This is a genomic window from Vibrio navarrensis (genome assembly GCF_015767675.1).
Lineage (GTDB): Bacteria > Pseudomonadota > Gammaproteobacteria > Enterobacterales > Vibrionaceae > Vibrio.
The window spans coordinates 2,247,458-2,271,965 of sequence record NZ_CP065217.1; the positions used below are offsets into that span (position 1 = coordinate 2,247,458).

General features: G+C 48.1%; 25 protein-coding genes, 1 riboswitch and 1 other annotated feature. Of the genes, 6 read left to right on the plus strand and 19 right to left on the minus strand.

What is annotated here, in order from left to right; all coding sequences use genetic code 11:
- Positions 1 to 4: 4 nt before the first annotated feature.
- The 4 genes from hisC to I3X05_RS10780 form a co-directional block, all read right to left on the minus strand.
- Positions 5 to 1,045 carry a histidinol-phosphate transaminase gene (hisC, locus tag I3X05_RS10765; protein ID WP_337970711.1) on the minus strand — a complete coding sequence of 347 codons (1,041 nt, stop codon included), beginning with the start codon at positions 1,043 to 1,045 and terminating at the stop codon, positions 5 to 7.
- A 10-nt stretch (positions 1,046 to 1,055) separates the two neighbouring features.
- Positions 1,056 to 2,351, minus strand: a complete 1,296-nt coding sequence (gene hisD / locus I3X05_RS10770) for a histidinol dehydrogenase (RefSeq protein ID WP_045571993.1) — start codon at positions 2,349 to 2,351, stop codon at positions 1,056 to 1,058.
- 5 nt (positions 2,352 to 2,356) lie between these two features.
- Positions 2,357 to 3,253, minus strand: a complete 897-nt coding sequence (hisG, locus tag I3X05_RS10775; protein ID WP_045571994.1) for an ATP phosphoribosyltransferase — start codon at positions 3,251 to 3,253, stop codon at positions 2,357 to 2,359.
- Between the two features lie 44 nt (positions 3,254 to 3,297).
- Positions 3,298 to 3,434: a sequence feature (His leader region), on the minus strand.
- A gap of 179 nt (positions 3,435 to 3,613) precedes the next feature.
- Positions 3,614 to 5,215 carry a Na+/H+ antiporter NhaC family protein gene (locus tag I3X05_RS10780; RefSeq protein ID WP_045571995.1) on the minus strand — a complete coding sequence of 534 codons (1,602 nt, stop codon included), beginning with the start codon at positions 5,213 to 5,215 and terminating at the stop codon, positions 3,614 to 3,616.
- A gap of 110 nt (positions 5,216 to 5,325) precedes the next feature.
- A riboswitch (Lysine riboswitch) is annotated at positions 5,326 to 5,507 on the minus strand.
- A 456-nt stretch (positions 5,508 to 5,963) separates the two neighbouring features.
- Between I3X05_RS10780 and I3X05_RS10785 the strand changes: the two genes are divergently transcribed.
- Entirely contained in the window at positions 5,964 to 6,380 is a 417-nt protein-coding gene (locus tag I3X05_RS10785; RefSeq protein WP_045571996.1) for an H-NS family nucleoid-associated regulatory protein, read from the plus strand.
- Positions 6,381 to 6,431: 51 nt separating this feature from the next.
- Here I3X05_RS10785 and I3X05_RS10790 read toward each other — a convergent pair whose 3' ends face one another.
- Both I3X05_RS10790 and I3X05_RS10795 read right to left on the minus strand, forming a co-directional pair.
- Positions 6,432 to 7,736 (minus strand): inosine/guanosine kinase, encoded by a 1,305-nt coding sequence (locus I3X05_RS10790; RefSeq protein ID WP_045571997.1) that lies wholly within the window; start codon positions 7,734 to 7,736, stop codon positions 6,432 to 6,434.
- 117 nt (positions 7,737 to 7,853) lie between these two features.
- On the minus strand, positions 7,854 to 8,123 hold the full coding sequence (locus tag I3X05_RS10795) for a hypothetical protein (protein WP_045571998.1): 270 nt from the start codon (positions 8,121 to 8,123) through the stop codon (positions 7,854 to 7,856).
- Positions 8,124 to 8,314: 191 nt separating this feature from the next.
- On the opposite strand from I3X05_RS10795, the gene mnmA reads away from it, so the two are divergent.
- From mnmA to purB, 3 genes are all read left to right on the plus strand, one after another.
- Positions 8,315 to 9,439, plus strand: a complete 1,125-nt coding sequence (gene mnmA, locus I3X05_RS10800) for a tRNA 2-thiouridine(34) synthase MnmA (protein WP_045571999.1) — start codon at positions 8,315 to 8,317, stop codon at positions 9,437 to 9,439.
- Positions 9,440 to 9,449: 10 nt separating this feature from the next.
- Complete coding sequence (hflD, locus tag I3X05_RS10805; protein ID WP_045572000.1) at positions 9,450 to 10,067, plus strand: high frequency lysogenization protein HflD; 618 nt, start codon at positions 9,450 to 9,452, stop codon at positions 10,065 to 10,067.
- A 143-nt stretch (positions 10,068 to 10,210) separates the two neighbouring features.
- Positions 10,211 to 11,581 (plus strand): adenylosuccinate lyase, encoded by a 1,371-nt coding sequence (purB, locus tag I3X05_RS10810; RefSeq protein WP_045572001.1) that lies wholly within the window; start codon positions 10,211 to 10,213, stop codon positions 11,579 to 11,581.
- Positions 11,582 to 11,644: 63 nt separating this feature from the next.
- Here purB and I3X05_RS10815 read toward each other — a convergent pair whose 3' ends face one another.
- The 9 genes from I3X05_RS10815 to htpX all read right to left on the minus strand — a co-directional run bounded on the left by I3X05_RS10815 (position 11,645) and on the right by htpX (position 18,826).
- A complete protein-coding gene (locus I3X05_RS10815) occupies positions 11,645 to 12,163 on the minus strand; it encodes a DUF3833 domain-containing protein (RefSeq protein WP_045572070.1) in 519 nt (172 codons plus the stop codon).
- Between the two features lie 29 nt (positions 12,164 to 12,192).
- Positions 12,193 to 12,777, minus strand: a complete 585-nt coding sequence (locus tag I3X05_RS10820; RefSeq protein WP_413470300.1) for a chalcone isomerase family protein — start codon at positions 12,775 to 12,777, stop codon at positions 12,193 to 12,195.
- Positions 12,746 to 13,252, minus strand: a complete 507-nt coding sequence (locus tag I3X05_RS10825) for a DUF2878 domain-containing protein (RefSeq protein WP_193157808.1) — start codon at positions 13,250 to 13,252, stop codon at positions 12,746 to 12,748. The genes I3X05_RS10820 and I3X05_RS10825 overlap by 32 nt, the downstream gene beginning before the upstream one ends.
- Complete coding sequence (locus tag I3X05_RS10830) at positions 13,249 to 14,508, minus strand: SAM-dependent methyltransferase (protein WP_337970712.1); 1,260 nt, start codon at positions 14,506 to 14,508, stop codon at positions 13,249 to 13,251. Before I3X05_RS10830 ends, I3X05_RS10825 begins: the two co-directional genes overlap by 4 nt.
- On the minus strand, positions 14,502 to 15,320 hold the full coding sequence (locus tag I3X05_RS10835) for a DUF1365 domain-containing protein (RefSeq protein ID WP_337970713.1): 819 nt from the start codon (positions 15,318 to 15,320) through the stop codon (positions 14,502 to 14,504). Before I3X05_RS10835 ends, I3X05_RS10830 begins: the two co-directional genes overlap by 7 nt.
- Position 15,321: 1 nt before the next feature.
- On the minus strand, positions 15,322 to 16,605 hold the full coding sequence (locus I3X05_RS10840; RefSeq protein ID WP_045572004.1) for an NAD(P)/FAD-dependent oxidoreductase: 1,284 nt from the start codon (positions 16,603 to 16,605) through the stop codon (positions 15,322 to 15,324).
- Positions 16,602 to 17,345, minus strand: coding sequence for an SDR family oxidoreductase (locus tag I3X05_RS10845; protein ID WP_337970714.1), 744 nt, complete (start codon positions 17,343 to 17,345; stop codon positions 16,602 to 16,604). Before I3X05_RS10845 ends, I3X05_RS10840 begins: the two co-directional genes overlap by 4 nt.
- A complete protein-coding gene (locus tag I3X05_RS10850; RefSeq protein ID WP_193167095.1) occupies positions 17,342 to 17,761 on the minus strand; it encodes a nuclear transport factor 2 family protein in 420 nt (139 codons plus the stop codon). Before I3X05_RS10850 ends, I3X05_RS10845 begins: the two co-directional genes overlap by 4 nt.
- Before the next feature lie 195 nt (positions 17,762 to 17,956).
- Entirely contained in the window at positions 17,957 to 18,826 is an 870-nt protein-coding gene (gene htpX, locus I3X05_RS10855; RefSeq protein WP_039432456.1) for a protease HtpX, read from the minus strand.
- A 321-nt stretch (positions 18,827 to 19,147) separates the two neighbouring features.
- On the opposite strand from htpX, the gene I3X05_RS10860 reads away from it, so the two are divergent.
- Positions 19,148 to 19,315: a hypothetical protein gene (locus tag I3X05_RS10860; protein WP_171816764.1), complete on the plus strand. Its 168-nt coding sequence runs from the start codon at positions 19,148 to 19,150 to the stop codon at positions 19,313 to 19,315.
- 72 nt (positions 19,316 to 19,387) lie between these two features.
- Here the strand turns inward: I3X05_RS10860 and bioD are convergent, their stop codons facing one another.
- Genes bioD through bioB form a run of 4 tightly spaced genes read right to left on the minus strand, consistent with a single transcriptional unit; the run spans position 19,388 to position 23,067 of the window.
- A complete protein-coding gene (gene bioD / locus I3X05_RS10865) occupies positions 19,388 to 20,071 on the minus strand; it encodes a dethiobiotin synthase (RefSeq protein ID WP_193167096.1) in 684 nt (227 codons plus the stop codon).
- Positions 20,068 to 20,877, minus strand: a complete 810-nt coding sequence (bioC, locus tag I3X05_RS10870) for a malonyl-ACP O-methyltransferase BioC (RefSeq protein WP_193167097.1) — start codon at positions 20,875 to 20,877, stop codon at positions 20,068 to 20,070. The genes bioD and bioC overlap by 4 nt, the downstream gene beginning before the upstream one ends.
- Entirely contained in the window at positions 20,874 to 22,031 is a 1,158-nt protein-coding gene (gene bioF / locus I3X05_RS10875; RefSeq protein WP_045572009.1) for an 8-amino-7-oxononanoate synthase, read from the minus strand. Before bioF ends, bioC begins: the two co-directional genes overlap by 4 nt.
- Positions 22,015 to 23,067 (minus strand): biotin synthase BioB, encoded by a 1,053-nt coding sequence (gene bioB / locus I3X05_RS10880; protein WP_039429718.1) that lies wholly within the window; start codon positions 23,065 to 23,067, stop codon positions 22,015 to 22,017. Before bioB ends, bioF begins: the two co-directional genes overlap by 17 nt.
- A gap of 141 nt (positions 23,068 to 23,208) precedes the next feature.
- Here bioB and bioA point away from each other — a divergent pair, with 141 nt between their 5' ends.
- Entirely contained in the window at positions 23,209 to 24,489 is a 1,281-nt protein-coding gene (bioA, locus tag I3X05_RS10885) for an adenosylmethionine--8-amino-7-oxononanoate transaminase (RefSeq protein ID WP_193277840.1), read from the plus strand.
- Positions 24,490 to 24,508: the final 19 nt, after the last annotated feature.

Genomic DNA, 24,508 nt, shown 5'->3' on the forward strand with positions numbered 1-24,508 from the left:
TGCTTTACGAGTAGTAATTGCGAATAAAACCGAGTGTTTTCTCACACTCTTCACGATTACCAACACTGATCCGCACACAATCCTCAATCGGTGAATTGCGCAGGATAATTCCAGTCTCCCACGCAGCTTTAAATAGCGCATCACCATCAGGGAATTTAACTAACAAGTAGTTACCCCAGCCTTCAAATACTTGCAATCCTGGGATCATAGAAAGACCAACTTGTAAGTAGGCACGGTTGACGTTCAAATCGAGAACTTGGTATTTAGCGCGCGCTAATCCTGCCTGAGATAGCGCCTGCATGGCAATTTCCGTCACTGGCACCGGCACCGGATAGGGAGCAATCACTTTGAGCAATACGTTGATTAGCTCTTCGTTGGCCAACGTAAACCCACAGCGCAATCCTGCCAAGGCAAAGGCTTTGGAAAGGGTACGCAAAATGGCTAAGTTCGAATATTCACTCAGCAAATTCACTGTCGAAGCTTCAGGACAAAAATCGATGTAGGCCTCGTCCATCACCACAATCGCACGATCTTTGGTCATCTCAAGCAGGGTAATAATGTCTTCGCGTTTGACCAGATTGCCAGTCGGATTATTTGGGCTACAGACAAACACCAGTTTGACCTTATCCAAATTAGCTTCAATCTCGTTGAGATTGAGTTGCCAATCCGCCGTCAGCGGCACCGTTTTACGCTCTACACCAATCGTTTCCGCGCTGACCGAGTACATGCCGTAAGTCGGCGGACAATAGAGAATCGCATCTTGTCCCGGCTCGCAGAACGCCCGGATCAGCAACTCGATGCCCTCATCAGCACCGCGAGAGGTCAAGGTTTGCTCAGGCGCTATTCCGGCATACGCCGCATAGGCGGCAATCAGACCTTTCGGCTGGCACTCACTATAACGATTCAAGCGGGTAAAATCGGTACGATATTCATTGTCAAATGGCGATTCATTGGCGTTAAGCCACACATCACCGCAGCCACCGATGCGACGCGCTGAGAGATAAGGGGTCAGTTGTTGCACACTTTTACGCGCTAATTTTTCCATTTTTTCTTCCTTATCGACGCGACTGTAATTTTTCAACACGAATGGTCACGGCACGTTTGTGCGCATCCAACCCTTCGGCTTCGGCCATAGTGACGACGGTTGGCGCTAAGTTTTTCAGCCCCTCCGCAGAGAGCTCCTGAACCGTCATGCGCTTAGAGAAATCGGCCAACCCTAAGCTTGAGTAGGTTCGAGTGTAACCATAGGTTGGCAGCACATGGTTCGTGCCAGAGGCATAATCCCCAGCCGATTCTGGCGACCAATCGCCAAGGAAGATGGAACCCGCATTATCCAGTAGCGGCAGCAGCTCACGCGGCGCTTTGGTCTGCACAATCAAGTGTTCTGGCCCGTAGTAGTTGGAGATAGAGACCGCTTGAGTGAGCGAATCGGCAATGATGATGAGGCTCGATGCCAACGCTTTTTGCGCGATCTCGGCTCGGCTGAGCTGTTTGAGCTGACGCTGAACCGCATCGGTCACTTTATCGGCGATCACCACAGAAGGGGTAACAAGAACCACTTGAGAGTCAGGGCCATGCTCTGCTTGGCTAAGCAGGTCAGCAGCAATAAACTCCGCATCCGCGGTATCGTCTGCGATCACCAACACTTCTGATGGGCCTGCTGGCATATCAATCGCTGCACCGCGAAAATCTTTGCTGACCTGACGTTTCGCTTCAGTGACATAAGCATTGCCGGGACCAAATATTTTATCGACTTTGCTAACCGTTTCCGTTCCGTAAGCCATCGCGGCTATCGCTTGTCCGCCACCTAGGTTATACACCTCGTCGATATTACACAATTTGGCAACATAGAGAATCTCGTCCGCAATTGGCGGCGGAGAACAGAGCACCACTTTACGACAGCCGGCTATTTGTGCCGGCACACCCAGCATCAAAACCGTGGAAGGCAGTGGTGCGCTGCCGCCAGGAATATACAAGCCCACTTTTTGGATAGGACGAGTCACTTGCTCGCACACCACGCCAGGCTGAGTTTCTACTTTAATCGGCGTGGGTTTCTGTGCTTTGTGGAACTTATAAATATTGTCATACGCTTGCTGCAGCGCTTGCTTCATCTTTTCCGAAAGGCGCTCTGCTGCCGCATTAATGTCTGCGGTGCTGACACGAAGCGATTCAGGTTTGACTCGGTCAAATTTTTCGGTCAGCTCAAACAGGGCCGCATCACCGTCTTGACGTACTTTCTCAATCACAGCGGTTACCGCAGCGGTGATGTTCGCGCCTTCCGCCATTGCTGGTCTTTCGAGCAGTGAATCTTGCTGCGCTTCACTGAGTGACTGCCATACAACCGTTCTCATGCTGCTTACTCCATCATTTTCTCAATTGGCAGTACTAGGATAGAACTCGCACCGAGTTCTTTCAGCTGTTCCATGGTTTCCCAGAAAAGGTTTTCTGAACTCACCAGATGTACCGCCACTCTTTGTTTTTCCGCGGACAGCGGCAGTACCGTTGGATCTTCCGCACCAGGAAGAAGTGCTTTTACTTGTTCTAGCTTATCCACAGGTGCGTGCAACATGATGTATTTAGACTCTTTTGCTTGCTGAACCCCCTGCATACGAGTCAGCAGTTTTTCAATCAGATTTTGTTTGTCCGCATCAAATTGCCCAGCACGTTGGATCAGCGTCGCTTTGGATTGGAAGATGACTTCAACCTCTTTCAAACCGTTCGCCTCTAAGGTGGCTCCAGTGGAGACCAAATCGGCAATCGCATCCGCCAGACCTGCGCGCGGAGCTACTTCTACCGAGCCGGTCAGCATACAGGTTGAAAATGGCACGCCTTGCTCATCCATGTAAGCTTTGAGTAGCTGCGGATAGGTGGTCGCAATACGTTTGCCTGCTAAATCTTTGGGGCCGTTGTACACCGCGTCTTTATCCAAGGCAATCGATAGACGACAACCGCCAAAATCTAAACGTCTTAGTGTTTCGAACTCACACGCGGTCCCGGTCGCTTTGCGCTCCAAACGCACCTCTTCCAAGACGTTTTCACCGATGAAACCGAGATCCACCACACCATCCATGATTAAACCTGGGATGTCGTCATCACGAACTAAGAGTAAGTCGATAGGCATATTTTCAGAGTGAACCACGAGGCGCTCACCCATGATGTTGAACTTAACACCGCATTTTTTCAGCAGCAGTTGGCACTCTTGGCTCAAACGGCCTTTTTTCTGAATGGCGATTCTTAAACGTTGTGTTGGCATGACATAATCCCTGTGCTTCAATTTGAAATAGTTAAACCGTTGAAATTAAAAAACCCTCGGAAGATGTTGGTCTCCCGAGGGTTTAAAATCTGCATTCGACGATTTTCACCTCCGGAAGATTCCTGTCTCCCGGGTATGCGCTCATCTCCCGAAAGACTAGGCTGGGTGATGATGGTGATGAATGTTCATTACAAAAATGCGCATACTTATTTGCTCTTTACGTCGTTCACTTTGTTGCTAACCACACTAACCAAGCTGTGGAAATTTTGCAATAGTTTATTTTCAAAAATGACCAATTTGTATATGACAAATAAAATGGGAGGCTAACGCCTCCCATTTTATTTTCTATAAATCATTGAGTTAAGCTTTCTGCAAGGTCACTCTTTTGGATTTAGACATCCAAGAAAACACCGCGCACACCACGATGAAAGCGGCACTCGCAGCGGCCAGAGAGAGCGTTACTGACGCCGTCATGCCAAGCGCTACAAAGCCGATACACGAGACAAGTGCAACAGCAAGTGCATAAGGTAACTGAGTCGCGACATGGTCAATGTGATTACAACGCGCACCGGTCGATGACAAAATCGTGGTATCTGAAATCGGCGAGCAGTGATCACCAAAGACCGAACCAGCCAATACTGCACTCAACATCGGCAGCATCAACGCGATGTCCGTCGCCCCCGCCATATCACCAGCGATTGGCAGCATGATGCCAAACGTGCCCCAAGAGGTGCCGGTTGAAAACGCCATCAAACCGGAAAGCAGGAAGAGAATCACAGGTAACCAATGGGAATCAATATTGCCTTGCGCCATCGTCGACAAGTACGAGCCTGTTTTCATGTCGCCAATCACCGAGCCGATAGTCCAGGCAAACACGAGAATCAAAATCGCGCCAAACATTGATTTTGCGCCAATCCACAAGGTGCGAGCAATTTCGACCAATGCAAGGCCCTGTTTTAGCACGGTGAACAGCGCTACTGCTAGGCCGACTAAGCCTCCGTAAATCAGCGAAGTGCCAACATTCGTGTTTTCAAATGCCCCCAAAAGATTAAACGCTTTACCATCTGCGGCCAGCGCTTGTGCGCCGGTATAAAGCATCGAAGCGACGGTGGCAATAATCAGAGCAACGATGGGTAAGACAAGATCGGACACTTTTCCTTTTTCGCTTTCACGTATATCCAGCTCTTCGTCAATTTCATGTGCTTCTTTAAGATCGGTTTCCGCGTCATTGTCGAATCCATGGCCTTGCGAAGCGGCAATTTCATGCTCACGCATCTTACCAATATCAAGGCCAAACCAAGCGACAGCAAACACCATCAGCAAGGCAAAGATCGCGTAGAAGTTCATTGGAACCAAACGCAGGTATGCCCCTAACGCTGAATATTCAGTGATTCCATGTGAAACCAGAATGCCACCGATGATGGTCATAATGTACGCACCCCAGCTTGACGCTGGCATCACGACACACATTGGCGCTGCGGTGGAGTCAAGAATGTAAGCCAGTTTGGCGCGAGAAACGTAGAATCGATCGGTGACTGGGCGAGAAATTGCGCCCACAGCCAAGCTGTTAAAGTAGTCATCAACGAAAATAAAAACGCCTAAAAATGCGGCAAGAAGTTTAGAACCGCGCTTACTTTTTACTCGCGATTGTGCCCATTCGGCAAACGCACGAGTACCCCCGGAAAGAGTGAGTAACGCTGTGGTCATACCGAGTAGCAAAAGGAAACCCACAATACTCATATTCCAAGTATTGAGGCCGCCATCTTCAACGAAAACGGCCGATACTTTTTCACCAACATAAGTCGCCGCGTTGATTACAGAGTAACTGTTGAGCAAAATCGCTCCGAGAATAATACCGACGCCCAGAGAAACCAGAACCTTGCGGGTTAATATCGCCAAGGTAAGAGCCACTATTGGCGGTAGTAAAGAAATAGGAGATGTAGAAAAATCTATTAAATTCATGATCTTCAAAAACCAGTTTTTGGTTAGAGATCTACTGCAGAACAAACCGTCAGAAAAATTTCCGATGTTTTTGTTGAACTAAGCGACAGGGAAGTGAACACTTCACCCAACCCTACAGTAGCGCTCCATAGTTTATACATAAAAGACTATGGCAGTGTTGTTCCTATTCGAATACAACACCAGCAAGCCGCTTTGATATGCAACTTACTTCGGCAACTTACACCTTTCACTATTATTCATTGGCATCACCCCAATAATAGTTACTCTTTGTCGTTGCGCCTCTACGGCGATAACTTATTTTTAACCATTTATTGTTTATAAAAACAACAAAGCAACTAAGTTATCGCATCAGGTAGGCGTCATTGTACTCATCCTCATAGGCTTTGCAATACATCTGTCTAAAAACATCACCTAATAAAACAAGGGAAAATGCCCACGATATGTATCCAGTTGCGTCACGATGTTTAAATTGAGGTGGAATTTTTATCACGCTCAACTATGAATCGTAGATGTGAATTACACTTAATGCATAACATTTGTCACAGAAATTCGCACGATTAGCAAGTGCCTATAGCAAAGCTGTGGGATATAAAGTTAGTAACGATTAAACAATAAAAAAAACACTATAAATATTGCTTATATCGTATTTAGCGTTAATATTAGCAACGTAAAGAATTTATTCTTATTCGTTTTATCTGAACCTCGATATTATTATTGCGATGTCGACTTACTTAACATAGGAAAGGTTATGTCGGAACTAACAAAGACTCTACTTAATATTCGTAGCCTACGTGCTTACGCAAGAGAACTCACTTTAGAGCAACTAGAAGAAGCATTAGACAAACTGTCAACGGTTGTTGCTGAGCGTCAAGAAGCGGAAGCGGAAGAGCGTGCGGCAAAAGCTGAACAAGAAGCAAGACTGGCTGCAATTGCAGAGCAGATTGCAAAAGATGGAATTGACGTTGATGCGCTTATCAGCGCGCTTTCTGGCGAAACCAAAAGCAAGAGCAAAGGCAGTAAAAGTAAACGTGCTCCACGTCCTGCCAAATACAAATATGTTGATGTGAACGGCGAAGAAAAAACTTGGACAGGCCAAGGTCGTACTCCATCAGCAATTCAAGCGCAGTTAGATGCAGGTAAATCTCTAGAAGATTTCGAAATCTAATCTTAGCATTATATAAAAAAGGCTCCTTGCGGAGCCTTTTTTATTTTCTATTTAACGTTCCCAATACGCTTCTTCTAAGCTATCTTCCCGTTCTGGTAAGCCACGTGACAAACGAGGTGAGTGCTGAGCAAGAACTTCATAACTGGCACGATTTGCATACTTACACACTTGAGAAAAAGATGAATAAGTGAGAAATTCGTGCACATGCTTGCTTGAGTTGGGCACATTCTCTTTGTGGTATTTATTCGCTGCCATATCGTGCAACACCGCAGAAAGTGCCGCATCGCCCGCACCATTGGTATTTTTAATTTTCTCAGGGCCCCCCATATATGGTGAAATATGTGAGTAAACCTTAATCGGGTTTTCACATGACGCCTTTCGCGTCGGGCGACTAAATTCATAGCGATTAAACTCAGCAATACAGCCAGGCAAAAGAGGCAGTGATGTTTCACGTTTTGCACTCTCTTCGGAATAACCCGCCATAAATAATCCAAGCGGCCCCGCCGTACACAATACCAAGTCTGCCCAGTCGAGAGTTTTATCTGAAGCAGCAAGCGGATCGCTTTCACCGGTTAATGCCTCGGCTTCATCTTCATTCATCGCTACTACCGTGACATGATCATGAATAAATGATTGCCAAAACTGCGGATCTTCCTGAATAACAAACTTAGTGCCAAGGGTTAGTACAACGGGCACATGGTATTTTTTCGCGTATTCGATCGCTTTCATTGTGGCTTCCGGCATAGGATCGCCTTCCTTACAACGAATCAAATAAGCCGTCAAAACCAAGGCAGATGCTTTTTTAAAAATCTTTTCAGGGATACTTTGCGGCTTTAGCTGATTCATTTGACCTTCGCTGATCGCGAACGTTCGTTCACCGTCTTCGGTAATTAGCGCAAAACAGCGACCTATTGCTCCATCCACACCCTGCAAGTAATTTAGATCCATACGGCTGGATGTATTACATAAATAACGATAACCGTAGCTGCCAATTTTAATATCTTGGCTCATGACACCGAGTAGCGTTGAGCGATCATCGGCCAATACAGAGTAATTATGCAATGTATTTCCTATCGTCCCGCCCGCATATTCGTTGGTAATCAAATTCTCTTGTTTTAATTGCTGATAAAGTGCTTCTGCCGTTTGGTCATCAATAACCAATGAGTGACCTTTACTCAGACCGTATTTCTCAATCACCTCTGACGTCACTTTCGCTTCAATATCCACCAAAGTTTGGTCAATACCGATAACATGTGTACGCGTCATTCGTTTGCTTTCCTGCGCTTGGCTCACCAGCGGATCGCGGGCATGTACAGGAAAATAATGCTTTGATTTGCGTTGTCCGGGAAATTTCATAGTGCTCGTCTGAGTAAGGGGTTAAAAAAGAGAGCGGATTCTAACCTGCTGCCTAACCAGCGGCAATAAAGGCAATTATAGCAAACGTTTGCTCTGCTCTTTTTCTTTTGCGTGCGATTATTCCCCTTCCATAAAGCCAAGATCGGGTAGCTGATCGAGATGCTCGGCGTAACGTTTGAGATTAAATTTTCCTTCATTTCGCATCACATCAAAAATCTCAATTGAAACGGCGCATGCCATCATCGCAATGGCTTCCTCACGCGAATGGCCAGTCATCATTAAACGCATCAAGGTTTCTTTCACTTTAACTGGGTTGCCATCTTCGAGTTGATTTTCGATCACTTCAATCAATTCTGCTTCTTCTATAAACTGGTTTTCGTTACTCATAGGCTCTGTTCCGATTTGAAATTTGGCTCACTATGCCACAGTTCGCTTTTCTCTACGCACTCTATTCTCTTTTGGAGAACTATTTTGCGGAAAAATTCGGCAAAACGATTTGTGATTGCCGTCGCGGATCTGTTGCCGCTGTGTGCTTTCTGTTAGAATCTGCGTCCAGTTAATTGAAGTGGTGTTAAGTAATGTCTGATAACAGCCAAAAGAAGGTCATCGTTGGCATGTCCGGCGGTGTAGATTCATCGGTTTCTGCCTATCTCCTCAAGCAACAAGGCTATCAAGTCGAAGGCCTGTTTATGAAGAACTGGGAAGAAGATGATAACTCTGAGTATTGTACCGCAGCCGAAGATTTAGCGGACGCTCAAGCTGTTTGCGATAAACTTGGCATTCACCTGCATACGATTAATTTTGCCGCAGAATATTGGGACAACGTGTTCGAATATTTCCTTGCCGAGTACAAAGCAGGTCGAACGCCAAACCCAGACATTCTTTGTAACAAAGAAATTAAGTTCAAAGCCTTCCTTGAGTTTGCCGATGAAGTTCTTGAGGCAGACTACATTGCGATGGGTCACTACGTGCGTCGTACTTTCCCCGCTAACGGTGAAAAGCCGCAAATGCTGCGTGGTTTGGATGGCAATAAAGACCAAAGTTACTTTCTGTATACCCTGAGCCACGACCAAGTGGCGCGCAGCCTTTTCCCGGTTGGTGAACTGGAAAAACCCGAAGTACGCCGTATCGCTGAAGAACAAGGTTTGATCACTGCGAAGAAAAAAGACTCGACCGGTATTTGCTTTATCGGCGAACGTAAATTCACCGATTTTCTTAGCCGCTATCTGCCTGCCCAACCGGGTAACATTGAAACGCCAGAGGGTGAAGTCGTTGGTCAGCACCAAGGCCTGATGTACCACACCTTGGGCCAACGTAAAGGCTTGCACATTGGTGGCCGCAAAGGCGGTGGCGGTAATGAAGAGCCTTGGTTCGTCGCCGAAAAAGATCTGAAACGCAATGTGCTCATCGCCGTACAGGGGCAAGAGCACCCGCTATTGAAATCTGAAGGCTTAGTCGCCTCTCAACTGCACTGGGTGGATCGTGAGCCAATTCGCGAAGTGATGAAATGCAGCGTAAAAACTCGTTATCGCCAGCAAGATATTGCTTGTACAATCATTCCTATTGATGATGACAACATTAAAGTGATCTTTGATGAGGGGCAAATTGCCGTGACTCCAGGGCAATCGGCGGTTTTCTATCAGGGCGACGTTTGCCTTGGTGGCGGTATCATCGAAAAACGCATTCCATACACTCAAGCTTAGGAGACGTTACGTGGCGAATACACTTTATGACCGCACTATCGCTTTTGCTGGCATGTGCCAAGCTGTAGCACTGGTTCAAGAAGTGGCGAAAAACGGACATTGTGATCAAGATGCCTTTGCAACGTCGATGAAAGCCATCGTGAATACCAATCCAGCGAACACACTGGATGTGTTCGGCCATGAGCAAAGCCTCAAATTGGGGTTGGAATGTCTGGTCAAAGGCATCGACAGTACCCCTTCTGGCAACGAAATTACTCGCTATCTGATCAGTCTGATGGCCTTGGAAAGAAAGCTGGTACGTCGTAACGATGCGATGGCTCAGCTCGGCGACAGAATCCAGATGTTACAGCGTCAAACCGAGCATTACGATCTCCTCGAAGAGCAGATGATCAGCAACTTGGCGAGCGTTTATCTTGACGTAGTGAGTCCCATTGGACCACGCATTCAGGTAAACGGCACCCCTTCTGTGCTGCGTCAAACCGCCAATCAGCATAAGGTTCGGGCACTACTGCTCTCTGGTATTCGCTGCGCCGTATTGTGGCGTCAGGTTGGCGGCAAACGTCGCCACTTGATTTTCGGTCGTAAGAAGATGATCGAACAAGCCCAAATTCTCTTGGCCAGAATGTGATTGTTTAGCTCGCGATAAAACGCGAGCTAACTTTTTCGGGCTAAAATAAACTCCGCGCAAACGTTTGCGCAATATTCGTGACAATTGCCACAGTTATTGGTATAACGCTCACAAAATTTAGAAACCCAATTCAGGAGAACATCATGGAACTGTCAGCATTGACAGCTGTTTCACCAGTAGACGGCCGTTACGGAAGTAAGACGATTGCATTGCGCGAAATCTTCAGCGAATACGGTTTACTTAAGTACCGTACTATCGTTGAAATCCGTTGGTTACAAAAGCTTGCAGCAACCGATGCAATCAAAGAAGTCCCAGCGTTCAGTGCCCAAGCTAACCAATTCCTTGATGACATCGCGGCAAACTTTTCTGAGCAAGATGCGCTTCGCATTAAAGAGATCGAGCGTACCACCAACCACGACGTTAAAGCGGTTGAATATTTCCTAAAAGAAAAAGTGGCGAGCGTGCCTGAACTGCACGCAGTGAACGAATTTATCCACTTCGCTTGCACCTCAGAAGACATCAATAACACCTCTCACGCTCTGATGCTCAAAGAAGCACGTGAGACCGTGATTCTACCGGAAATCCGTAACCTGATTGACGCCATCAAAGCGTTGGCAGTGGAATATCGCGACATCCCTTTACTTTCTCGTACTCACGGCCAGCCAGCTTCTCCATCCACCATGGGTAAAGAGATGGCAAACGTGGCGTACCGTATGGAGCGTCAATACAAGCAGATCGAGAATGTTGAAATCCTAGCGAAAATCAACGGCGCGGTTGGTAACTACAACGCTCACCTTTCTGCTTATCCAGAGCTTGATTGGCACAAATTCTCAGAAGAGTTCATCACTGAGTCGCTTGGCGTGACTTGGAACCCATACACAACCCAGATCGAGCCACACGATTACATCGCTGAGCTGTTTGATGCTGTAGCCCGTTTCAACACCATTTTGATTGACTTCGATCGTGATGTTTGGGGTTACATTGCCCTTGGTCACTTCAAACAAAAAACCATTGCTGGCGAAATCGGTTCTTCAACTATGCCGCACAAAGTGAACCCAATCGACTTTGAAAACTCGGAAGGTAACCTTGGTCTTGCCAATGCCGTATTCGGTCACCTAGCGCAAAAACTACCCATCTCTCGCTGGCAACGTGACCTAACTGACTCAACGGTTCTGCGTAACCTCGGTGTCGGTGTCGGTTACGCCATCATCGCCTACACCTCTACTCTTAAAGGCATTAGCAAGCTGGAAGTCAACCGTGAGGCACTTTTGGCTGAACTGGACAAAAACTGGGAAGTTCTGGCTGAGCCAGTACAAACGGTGATGCGCCGTTACGGCATTGAAAAACCATACGAGAAGCTGAAAGAGCTCACTCGTGGTAAGCGCGTAGACGGTGAAGCGATGCGTCAATTCATCGACGGGCTGGAGCTTCCAGAGCACGAAAAAGCGCGTTTGAAAGAGATGACGCCAGCGAACTACATAGGTCAGGCGATTGAGCTGACTGATAAACTGTAAGTCGCTCAGTGTTAAAAAAGGTTGATGTTTTTGCATCAACCTTTTTTTGTTCACCAAACTTTATTATTGCTTTTGGAAAAAGAGAGTAATCGTCCCTACCTCGATACCAAACTTCTTTATTTTGGTTAGATTGAACACGTGCTTGTCATCTTGACGATACAACCAATCGTCAAAAGCAACCGTCACCGTGCCGTCATCCATTTTCAGTTCAAAGTCGTACTGCCATTGCAGTGCATTACCCTGCTCGGCGCCGTGAGCCACACCAATAATATCGTCAGCTTCTCCTTGATACTGGCCATTCGCTAGACGGGTGATTGTCCAGATGCGCTGGTCGAGTTCGCCATCATCAAACACGAAGTCTTCCACCAGCGTAAGTTGGTTACCAGTGACTTGGCCGACAATAGTGACCTCGAATCGCCGCGTCTGCTGGCCACTGAAGTCTTGTACCATACCCCATGCGTGTGTCTTTCCTGCAAAATAGCCAAAAAGGTCAAAAGTCGGCGAGGTTGCTTTGTACTGGGTGAGATCCGTTGAACACGCACTCAACAAAAAACACAAGCAGGTGATCAGCCAGCTTTTCATCCCATTCGCTGTCAATGTCAATGTCCATTTCATCGGCTTACCTGCCCTATCAGTTGTTGACGAAGCTGCGGATAATTACTCTGCGGCGATAACCAAATGGATAAAAAAGCGTCATTGAGCTCTTCATCGGCCACATAGCCAATCACTTCGTACTCACTTTGTGCCAAGCGTTTAAACATCAATTGCCCAGTTTGCCCGTCGGTCAAATAAGTAAGGCTATCACCCGCTTGAACATCCGGAAAGAGCTCACTGAGTACTGCTATCCAACGTTGTTGCGCCGCTTTAGCAAAACCGAGTTTTTGCCACTGCTCCTGCGTTGCTTTGAGCAGATCTTTTTGGCTGATATCGCGCAGGTAATTGATCTCCAGTGCTAATGGATGAGGGCTGACATCCGCCCCCTCTTCAAAACGCCCAGTTGAGGTCAAAAGGCGGGACTGGTAGATATCAAAAAACAGCCAGCTCAGCTGCGCCTCGCCAACGGTACGCCATTGTCGCCAATTCTGGGTATCAGCACCGCTCAGTTGCGCTTTCACCGGCAACGCAGCACTCGCCAACACGCACATCATTGCAATCAGAGTTTGCTTAACACGCGCTTTCACGAACGAAATTTTCATTGTCGTATACCTTGAGTATGCAAAACGTTATCACTATCCACTGCATCAACAAAATGAGAGAGGTCATCAAAAAGCCGTAACCAAACTGCACCGCGCCCAACTGCTCACCCGCGATGTAACTCAACGCTCCTGCGACGCCGCCAATCGCGCAGACTTGCGCGCGGCGAAAGCGCTTGAGAACCAAAATGAGCTGACTGGCATACCAAGCAAACAGCCACCACAAGCAGACCATCCACAGCGGTAACGCATCGGAGACAAAGTTGAGCAGCTCAACTTGCTGATTTATGCTGTCCAACACTGTGCCACTGATGGCAACTATAGCGATGCTTTTCAGCTGCCGAGGCTGGGTTTTACAGTTCCATAGCAAGGTGGCAATCACATAACCGAGCGCCACCCACTGCCAAGTCTCTTTGCCGAGCACGCACAGAAACCAACCAAGTTGGAACCAAGTCGAGACAAGCAACAATCGCATCATGCTGGCCGCTGAAAAGTCATGTGCACTGTGCTGATGGTGCGTGCTAAAAAGCCCCCTTCACAGTAGCTCAGGTAGTAGCGCCACATGCGAATGAAGCGTTCGTCATAACCCAAAGCACGCACTTCAGTTTCGGCTTGATTAAAACGACGGTGCCACTGAGCCAAGGTTTTGGCATAGTCGAGGCCGATATCGTAAAGATCCCTCAACAGCAAGTCGCTATGTTGTGTCGTTGCCTGAGCCAACGAGGTCACGGAAGGCAAAAAGCCACCGGGGAAAATGTATTTCTGGATGAAATCCACGTTATCGCTGTAGTACTCATAACGCTGATCGGCGATGGTAATGGCCTGAATCGCCATCAGACCACCAGGTTTCAGCAGTGATTGGCAGGTCTTGATGTAAGATGGCAAGTACTGCTTACCTACCGCTTCAATCATTTCAATCGAAACCAGTTTGTCGAATTGACCGCACAGATCGCGATAATCTTGCTTGAGCAGCGTGATCTGCCCAGACAAGCCAAGCCTATCGACCTGCTGCTGAGTGTATTCATATTGCTGCTCGGAGATGGTGGTAGTGGTCACCTTACATCCGTAGTGCTTAGCCATGTAGACAGCCATCGCTCCCCAGCCTGTGCCAATTTCGATCACGTGGTCACTGGGCTTGAGTTTCAACTGTTGGCACAAACGATCCATCTTATCGATTTGCGCTTGCTCTAAGCTGTCGGTCTCCTGCTGAAAAATCGCCGACGAGTAGAGCATATTTTCATCTAGAAAAGCACGATAGAGATCGTTACCAAGATCGTAGTGCGCATGAATGTTCTTTTTCGAGTTTTGCTGGGTATTGCGATTTGCCCAGTGGGCCATTTTATACACCAGCTTGCTCAGCCAGCTGCTTTGCTCTTCCAAACCGTCTAAGGCCGCTAAGTTGAGGGCCATCAGCTTCATCAGAGCCGTCAGATCCGGGCTGTCCCACCAACCGTCCATGTAGGCTTCTCCGGCAGCAATACTGCCACCGCGTAACACACGCGAGTAAAAGCCGGGATGTTTGACTTCGATCGTCGCAACGACATTTGCCCCAGAGTGATCGTTACCCGTGGTACCAAAACGCTCGCTGCGTTCGCGACTCTCAGTATGAAAGCTTTCAATAACGGTCAGAGTGCCCGTTTCCATCTTCTGCAGACATTGGAAAATGATTCTGCGCGCCGCCTTTTGCGTGGTAGAGAGTTGACGAGGCATAACCATGGATGACGTATTTAGCATGCAGAATTCTCCTTGTGCTTTTTATTTTTTGTCTCTGTTGCTGACGTTTGCTTATCTGAGTGCGAATCAGACTGGTATTTAGGATGGGAATAAAAGGGCGCCCCTTTTAGCCACAGCTTTAACGCATGCCAATAAATACCGAACACCACTTTTACTGTCTGGCTCGGCATTTTGATCAACTGCATCAACAAGTTTCTGCTGTTGAATGGCAACGCTTTCATCGCCATGGTCGCATCGAAGTGTTTTTCGCCTTTGTGGCACTCAAGATGAACACTCAAGTGATCACAAAGTGGTTTCAGCCGCCATTGATATTGTTGATCAAGCGGATTAAAAGGCGACACATGGAACGCTTTTTGTTGCGTCCAACCATATGTTTCATCGTCTTGATTGGCAGACACCGCATAGTAGTGGCGCTCATTCCACGGAGTATTACTCACTTCCGCCAACATATAGCGCCAATTCCCTTCCGCGTCATGCAAGTAATAAAAATTGACCGGACTGAAATAGAGCCCGAGATAACGTAGATGACAAACTGCGATCACTTTGCCCTGGCAATCCACCCCAGTCAGTTGGCGTACTTTTTCTTGCACCGCCGTTTTCAGATCGCCGCTGCCTAGGTAGTCACTGCGTTTCCATCTTGCCCAATGCCACCAGCGCTGGCCAAACCCCCAAACGGACTGCTGCAATGTTTCCAGTTCATCGAGATCAATCGCGGGCATAAACAGTGGGTAATTCAACGCGTGTTGTACCGGCGTAAAGCGCCTATGACGCACTGTGCCGACGTACAGCTGACTTTGGGTTGGGCTTGCCATATCATGCCGCTCCTTTGCGCTGCGCTTCAGATTGCGTTGCAGCAGAGATTGCTTTCACCACGTCGATCGCGCTGCGCACGCCGTCTTCGTGAAAACCGTTGTACCAATAGGCGCCGCAAAACCAAGCTTGATGTTGTCCTTGGATCTCTTCGCGACGTGTCTGGGCGGCAATCGACTGAGTGGTAAAGACCGGATGGTGATAGACAAAACGGCGCAGAATTTTGTCTTGTTGAATCGCTTCGCTGCGATTTAGCGTGACGCAAAACGTGTGCTCTGATTGGATATGCTGCAAAATGTTCATGTTGTAAGTCAGTGCAGGCAGGCGCTGCGCTTCTTCGGCATGACCATCTAAAAAATAGTTCCATGAGGCCCAAGCGGCTTTGCGTTTAGGCAATAACGATGTGTCAGAATGCAATACCACTTCATTGGCCTGGTAGGCCATATTAGACAAAATCTCTGTTTCCGCTGCGCTGGCATCCTGCAACATGTACAGCGCTTGATCGCTGTGACAGGCGAAAATCACTTGATCGAACCACTCCGTTTGCCCATTGACATGCAGTACCACCTTGTCCGCTTGACGTACCACTTTGCTGACTGGGCTATTTAAACGAATCTTATCGGCGAAACCTTGTGTCAGCGGAGGAATATACGCCTTGGAGCCCCCCTGAATCACATACCACTGTGGGCGGTTGGTGATGTCCAATAAGCCGTGATTGAGGAAAAAACGCAAGAAGAACGTCAGCGGAAACGCGCGCATATCAGCCAAGGTCGAAGACCAGATTGCCGCGCCCATAGGCAGAATATAGTTATCACTAAAGTAGTCACTGAAGCTATGTAACTGCAAAAACTCGCCGAGTGTCTGCACTTGCGCTGAGGAATCCTGCGCCGCCTGCTTGGCCAGACGGTTGAAGCGTAAGATTTCGCTGATAAAGCGATAAAACTGTGGCTTAAACCAATTGCGTTTTTGCGCAAACAGCGTGGTGGCGGTATGTCCGTTGTACTCCAGCCCATTGCTGTCGTTGCGCACACTGAAACTCATCTGCGTCGGCAAGCCTTGCACACCAATTTCGTCCATCATTTTCATGAAGTTGGGATAGGTGCGGTCGTTATAAACGATAAACCCAGTATCAATCGAGTAGTTCTGTCCGTCTTTTTCTATCTCCACCGTGGCGGTGTGACCACCGATATAATCGTTGGCTTCGAACAAAGTGACATCATGTTCTTTGTGCAGGTAGTAACCGCAGGTGAGGCCTGAAATGCCAGTGCCTATGATCGCAATCTTCATGCTTGATCCTTTTTGTTAAACAGCAGTTTTGACGTTAGCCACCTTTGCCATCGATAAGGCAAGCAAGCAATTAAGCGTAGGATGGTGGTAAAGCCCGCAGGGAAATAGAGGTACTCTTTACCCGCATTCAGTTGAGCTCGAATGGATTGTGACGCTTCATCGACCGATATCATCATCGGCATAGCAAAGGTGTTTTTATCGGTCAAAGGTGTTTGTACAAACCCAGGAAAAACCACCGAGACAGCGATACCTTTGGGTTGCAAATCCAGAGCTAAGCTTCTGGCAAAGTAGCTCACTGCAGCTTTCGACGCGCCATAAGCTTCTGCTCTTGGTAGCGCAAGCTCTGAGGCAATAGAGCCAACAATCACTAATCGATGCCCTGCTTGAAAGTGATGCTGGCAAGCCTCAATGCAGTTCACCACGCCCATCACGTTCACATTCATCACTCTTGCCACCAATTTGGCATCTACTACGCCATGGTCGAGGTATTCGCAATCACCAGCGTTGAAAATCCACATACTTGGGGTAAAAGGCAGAGCCGCCAAAGTCTCCTTCGTCTGCTCGTAGTCGGTGACGTCAAATTGCAAGCAGGAAATACGGGGGCTGTATGCCGCCAGCTCATTCAATGCCGCTTGGTTACGCCCACACGCAATCACATCAACGCCACTCGCCGCGTAATTTTGGGCAAGTTTTTTGCCGATGCCTGAAGTCGCGCCAGTAATGAAAACCGCTGTATTCATTGCCCTAGCCTCTTTTTAATCGCCTTAATCACACTGCCGAGCAGCGGTAGATGTTCATAAAGCATTTCGCCAAGATCAAAGTAGTCGCGGTGATAAATCACCTTACCCTCAGAAAAATGCAGATGAGAAACGCCCTGCACTTCAATCGCACAGCCTTTTTTGAGCTTGGGGTGTTGCAGTGTCATGGTCCAGGTAATAAAACCTCTGTCTTCCACCTGGCAGCGCTCATGAATAGAGAAATCACAGCGAATCACATTGCGATACAAAGCCTGAAAGTAATGGAAGAGATTGGAAAAACCTTCGAGACGATGCGCAGCATCTTCAAAAACCACGTCTTGGTGGTAAATCTGCTCAAGTAAAAACAGATTGTCCTTACTCAAGGTTTGATAACATTGCGCCACCCGTGATACATCCATTAACACCGCCTCCCAGATTAGTTGTACAACTTTTATCTACGTACAAGATAGAACAGCTTACCAAAGTTGTACAAGAATTATTTTGTATAAGTTTGTTGTGCGATTTGATACGCAAAAAAGACGGGTAGAGATCACTGAATACGAAAAAGGCTTGGTTTTTCAACCAAGCCTTGAGTAAGAGAAGATGCACTGGAGTTAGAACTGTCCACCACGCAGAGCAGAGATTCGTTTATCCAGTGGCGGGTGGCTCATCAGCAGTTCAGTCAGCGACTGTTTACCATTGATGCCAAACGCCATCATGGTGCCATCCAGTTTCGACTCTTGGCTGATCTTCAAACGCTCCAGCGCCGCAATCATTTTCTCTTTACCCACTAAGCGAGCCGCGCCTGCATCAGCGTGGAACTCACGGTGGCGGCTGTACCACATGGTGATAAAGCTAGCGAGGAAACCAAAGACCAACTCCAGAGCGATAGAGACACCAAAGTAGACCATCATATTGCTGCCTTCGCCCTCTTCATCGTCGTTTGAAGCCACTAGATTGGCAATAAATCGCGATAGGAAGATAACAAAGGTGTTCACTACGCCTTGCATTAACGTCATGGTCACCATATCGCCATTGGCAATATGGCTCACTTCATGGGCCAATACCGCTTCAGCTTCATCACGGGTCATGTTATGCAACAGCCCGGTTGAAACAGCCACCAGTGAATCATCACGTTTCGCCCCTGTGGCAAACGCATTGATGTCTGGTGAATCGTAGATGGCCACCGTCGGCATGCCAATGCCCGCCTGCTGCGCCTGACGGCTAACCGTTTGCAGCAACCAATGTTCGGTTTCGTTACGTGGGCTTTCAATCACCATGCCGCCAACAGAGCGCAATGCCATGCTCTTTGACATCATCAGCGAGATGAACGCACCACCAAAACCAAACACCGCCGCCATAACCAGTAACCCGGATAGGCTACCCGGTTTCATTCCGGTAACGGCGTAAACAATATTCAACACTAAGCTCAGTACCAATACGACAGCTAGGTTGGTGATTAAGAACAACATGACTCGCTTCATGACTTTTCTCCAGGGAAGCTTTTTACTTTAACGTCAGTGTGATCTGACTTCTTTGACTGATAGATATAGTCTAATTTTTTTAAAACAAGGTTAAGCGATAAATTGCAACATTTGTTTACTAATACATAGTGCGTGATGATGTGCAAAATAAGCAAAAATAATGCATAGTTATTTAAACGAAATCGTTAGACTTTGGTCTTATTGTGGTTCTCGTTGATCATGATAGATTCTCTAGCAGACAAAACAACGTCGATGAATTCTCGAAGTACAGCTAGGTAGGGAATTGAGATTGACGTCATCCATCAAACTAAGGGAATGATTATGGTAGAGTCAAACAACTATCAAATGGCGATTGATCTATTGTGCTGCCATCTGGGAATTTCTGAAGAGGAAGCGAAGCAGCAACTGGGCATTTCGACAGAACAGCAGGTTGCCAAGCAACTCTCTGATACTCAGCAAGCTCTTATGGGGCTGGTACAAGATAAATAAGTATTGAATACGCAGAAGGGCTACCAATGGGCGGCCCTTCTGCGTTGTTATCTGACAGATAAATGTAGTTCGTTATGCACTAAGCAATACTGTTACATCAATGTACTTACCCAAATCTTTTCGTTTTGCCTTGGGAATATAAGGAATTTCTCCGAGCTTAGGCACCGCTAACCGCGTTTCTAACATCTCAATGATGTCGGCATAGTGTTCGGTCCCCGGATTCACTCGATTAGCCACCCAGCCAATCAGATTCAAGCCATCGGATTTGATTACTTCTGCCGTCAACAAAGCGTGACTTAAACAACCCAACTTGATACCGACCACCAAAATAACGGCGAGTTGCTCTTGTTGCACCCAAGTAGACAAACTTTCTTCATCTGAGATGGGCACACGCCAACCGCCAGCGCCTTCGACTAACACCACATCGGCATTTTGCTTATGCTGCGCCAATTTGTTGCTTAGAAGGGCGTAGTCGATGGTGACCTGTTCATGTTTCGCCGCAATATGAGGAGAAGCGGGTAGTTCAAGCGCATACGGATTAACATCCTCATAGGCAACGTCAACCGTTGCAGCGGCTTGCAAATGCAGCGCATCGGAATTTCGCCAACCTTCTGCGGTTTTTTCACTGCCCGCAGCCACGGGCTTGTAACCGATCGTTTTTACCTCTCTCGCTGCCAACGCATGAAGAATGGCTTTTGAAGCCACGGTTTTGCCAACATCGGTATCCGTACCTGCAACAAAAAATGCCCTACTCATATCTCTATAACCCCTAAACAAACCTTATAACTGGCCGGTACATGCCCCAGATGGTTTTGAAATGTTTGATACTCGCGCTCAACCTGCGTCAATACCTTGCGGCTGGTTAAACCATGTGAACGACCACTTACGTGATTCGCCCCAATACCTTTGAGATCTCGCATCACGGCAAACGCTGATGGGTACCAAACTGTGATGTCGGTCAAGTCTAGATGATGGTTATGGCAATGAGATTGCGCTAACGCAATTTTTACCTGATTGGCAGAGATGAAATGGTTGACGTGTTGATATACATCAATTTTTTTCCACGCGGTTTTCAGCTCCAGCAGTGAACCATCCAGCAATGTGGAGAAAAACGCCGTGCCTTTTGGCTTGAGCACGCGTTTGATTTCTCTTAACGGATAGGCCAAATCCTGACACCACTGCAAAGCCAGGCTGCTAAAAACGTAATCAAATTCAGCGGCGTAAAAAGGCAAAGCTTCGGCATCAGCAACCTGATAGGTGACGCGCCAATCGCCACAACGTTTGCGAGCCGTTGCTAACATCTGTGACGAGAGATCAGCGCACACCACCGAAGCTCCCCTATCACGCAGCAACTCTGAGAAATAGCCAGTACCGCAGCCTAGATCTAAAACACGCCGCCCAGTGAGGTCTTCAGGCATTTTCTCTAGTAACCGGTGGCCAACATCACGCTGAAACGCTGCGTGTTGGTCGTAAGTTTTCGCAGCTTTACCAAACGCCAATGCAATCGCCTGTTTATCGCTATTGGCAGTGTCGGATAATAATACACTTTCTGCTTGCTTCAATTGCTCTCTCCCATCGCCTGCAGCAAACTGCGAGCCAGCACTCTAAGTTGCTCGGCACTGTGGTTAGCGGTGAGGGTAATTCTCAAACGCGAAGTTCCTTGCAAAACCGTTGGCGGACGAATCGCCGTCAGCCATAAGCCTTGCTGTCGACAGTGATCAGAGATAGCCATCGTGCGTTGTGCATCGCCTATAATCCAAGGTTTTATTGGTGTCGATGTATCCACGTAACCCGTCTCATTTTTCAGCAACAGAGCATACGTTTGTTGCAACTCATCTAACTTTTCTCTTCGCCAACGTTGCGTACGTATCATCTCAATCGCGTGTGTTAAGGCAAACGCCTGAGCGGGTGGAATCGCCGTCGAATAGACATGATGACGGGCAAATTGGGCCAGATAGTCGCCAGTGGATTGGTCGCATAAGATCGCCGCACCGGACAAGCCGAACGCTTTGCCAAAAGTGACCACCAAAAGCTCTGGTTTAATCGCAGCCAGATCGCAACTGCCCCGCCCCTCCTCACCAAGCACGCCAATGCCGTGCGCATCATCGATCGCCAGCCAAGCGTTTTTTTGCTTGGCGACCTGAGCGATGTTTGCCAACGGAGCGAGATCGCCATCCATACTGAAAACGCCCTCAGTAACCACAAGGCTGCGCCCTTTGGCATCCAGAAAAGTATCGAGATGATGAGTGTCGTTATGCTTCCACCGTTTCATCGTCGCGGGCGAAAGGTGGCCAGCTTCCTGCAAAGAGGCGTGATTAAGTTTATCTTGGTAAAGAAAATCGCCTTTTTCTAACAAACTGAACAACATGGCTTGATTGGCCGCAAAGCCCGAGCCAAACAAGATGGCCCGTTCAAAGCCTAACCAATCACATAAGGCTGCTTCGAGGTTGCTGTGCGCCGGGGAAAACCCCGTCACTATCGGCGACGCACCACTGCCACAGCCGTATAAACTCAGTCCTTGCTGCCATGCGCGTACTAGCGACTGGTCGTTTGCTAAGCCGAGATAATCATTGGCAGAGAAGTTGATATAGCGTTTGCCATCACATTCGAGCTCGGTTTGGTTGCCAGAGAAAATCACCTGAGTGCGCCGGCTCAAACCTTGCTGCGCTCTTTGCGAAAGCGCGCCTTCAATTCTGGACTTAAACGCTGGCGTCATAAAACAGGTCGTCTTTCGCCGGACGAGCAGCCACTCGTTCTACCACGCGATCAAGCAAGTCGTTTTCTTCAATTTCATCCGGTTTTTGCGACACTTGCTGGCGGTTAATCCCCAGCTTGTTAAACAGCAACATGTCTTTGTCTTCGGATGGATTGGGAGTGGTCAAAAGTTTGCAACCGTAGAAAATGGAGTTGGCACCCGCCATAAAGCATAAGGTTTGCATCTGCTCATTCATATTTTCGCGGCCAGCAGAGAGACGTACCGCCGATTGCGGCATCATGATGCGGGCGATGGCAATTAAGCGAATAAAGTCAAAAGGATCGACATCTTCTGCGCTTTCCAGAGGCGTCCCTTTGACTTTGACCAGCATATTGATCGGCACACTTTCCGGATGCACTGGCAAGTTGGCTAATTCCACCAGCAATCCGGCGCGGTCATGGGCACTCTCACCCATGCCAATGATACCGCCAGAACAGATTTTCATTCCCGCGTCACGCACGTGAGAAAGTGTATCTAGGCGATCTTGATAGGTGCGAGTGGTGATGATGTTGCCGTAAAACTCTGGCGAGGTATCAAGGTTATGGTTGTAATAATCAAGGCCCGCTTCGGCAAGCTGATTCGCTTGTTCGGGCGTGAGCATGCCCAGCGTCATACAGGTTTCTAGCCCCATCCCTTTAACGCCTTGGATCATCTCTTTGAGCAGCGGCATATCACGCTCTTTCGGATTTTTCCACGCAGCACCCATACAAAAACGCGTAGAACCTGCGTTTTTCGCTTTCTGCGCGGCATCCAGCACCCGTTCGACTTCCATTAAACGCTCTTTCTCAACGTCAGTTTGATAACGGGCACTCTGTGGACAATACTTGCAATCTTCAGGGCAAGCGCCGGTTTTAATCGACAGCAAAGTGCTGACTTGCACTTGGTTGGCGGGATGGTAATGACGGTGAACTTGCTGCGCTGCAAAAAGCAAATCCATAAAAGGCTTATCCATTAGCTCACGCACTTGCGCATGAGTCCAGTTGTGACGTACTTCCACGTGTATTCCTTGCGTAACTTTTTGTTAAGTCGTTTTCGTTTTGTTGACAGTCTACTGAGTCCCGATAAACTGTCAACGAAATCAAACACAACAAAGTTTACATTGGGTTACTTTGTAAGCATTAAGTTATTGGGACAACACATGGATTTAGCCTTCGACCGCCGCCACATCTGGCATCCTTACACTTCAACCTTAACACCTCTGACCTGCTATCCGGTCAGTGCCGCGCAAGGTGTGACACTGCAGTTAGAGGACGGTCGAACGCTGGTTGACGGCATGTCCTCATGGTGGTCAACCATTCATGGCTATAACCATCCACACCTGAACGCTGCGGCGCACGCTCAGATTGATCGAGTTTCCCATGTCATGTTTGGTGGCATCACGCACCAACCCGCCATTAATCTATGCAAGAAACTGCTGTCACTCGCACCGAGCAACCTTGAGCACGTCTTCTTAGCCGATTCGGGATCAGTGGCTGTGGAAGTGAGTTTGAAAATGGCGTTGCAATATTGGCACGCCAAAGGCGAGTCTCGCCCTAAGTTCCTCACGTTACGCCACGGCTATCACGGTGACACGTTCGCCGCAATGTCGGTCACCGACCCTAACAACTCCATGCACTCTTTATACAAAGGTTTTTTACCAGAGCACATTTTCGCTGATTCACCTACTGTCGGTTTTTGGGATGAGTGGAACCCAGACGATTTAGCCGATTTCACACAGCAAATCGACCAGCACCATGCTCAGGTAGCGGCGGTGATCTTAGAGCCTATCGTCCAAGGTGCGGGCGGCATGCGTATCTATCATCCTGAGTTTTTAAAAGGCGTCCGATCGGCTTGTGACCAATATGGCCTGCTGCTGATTGCCGATGAAATCGCCACGGGTTTTGGCCGCACGGGCAAACTGTTTGCTTGCGAACACGCGGATATTCAACCAGACATTTTGTGCGTAGGAAAAGCGTTGACGGGCGGCTATATGACGCTGTCCGCTACCTTGACCAGCAAACAGGTCGCCGACACCGTGTGCAGCGGGGAAGCTGGCTGCTTTATGCATGGGCCGACATTCATGGGCAATCCCCTCGCCTGCGCGGTTGCAACGGCGAGTTTAGAGCTAATCGAACAAGGAGATTGGCAGAAGCAAACGAGTGAGATTGAACGGCTGTTTTCTCAATTACTGCCATCACTGCAAGCCTACCCAATCGTCAAAGAGACGCGCTGGCTAGGCGCGATTGGCGTAGTTGAAACTCATCGTCCAGTCAATATGGAAGTGGTCCAAGCTCTGTTTGTCGAGCTCGGCGTGTGGATTCGTCCATTTGGCAAACTGATCTATATCATGCCGCCCTTTATCAGTGAGCGAGAGCATATTGAACAATTGGTCAACGCCATCGAGAGCGCGTTACAAAGGGAAGAGTGTTTTTTGATATAAAAAACCCAGCGCAGAGGCT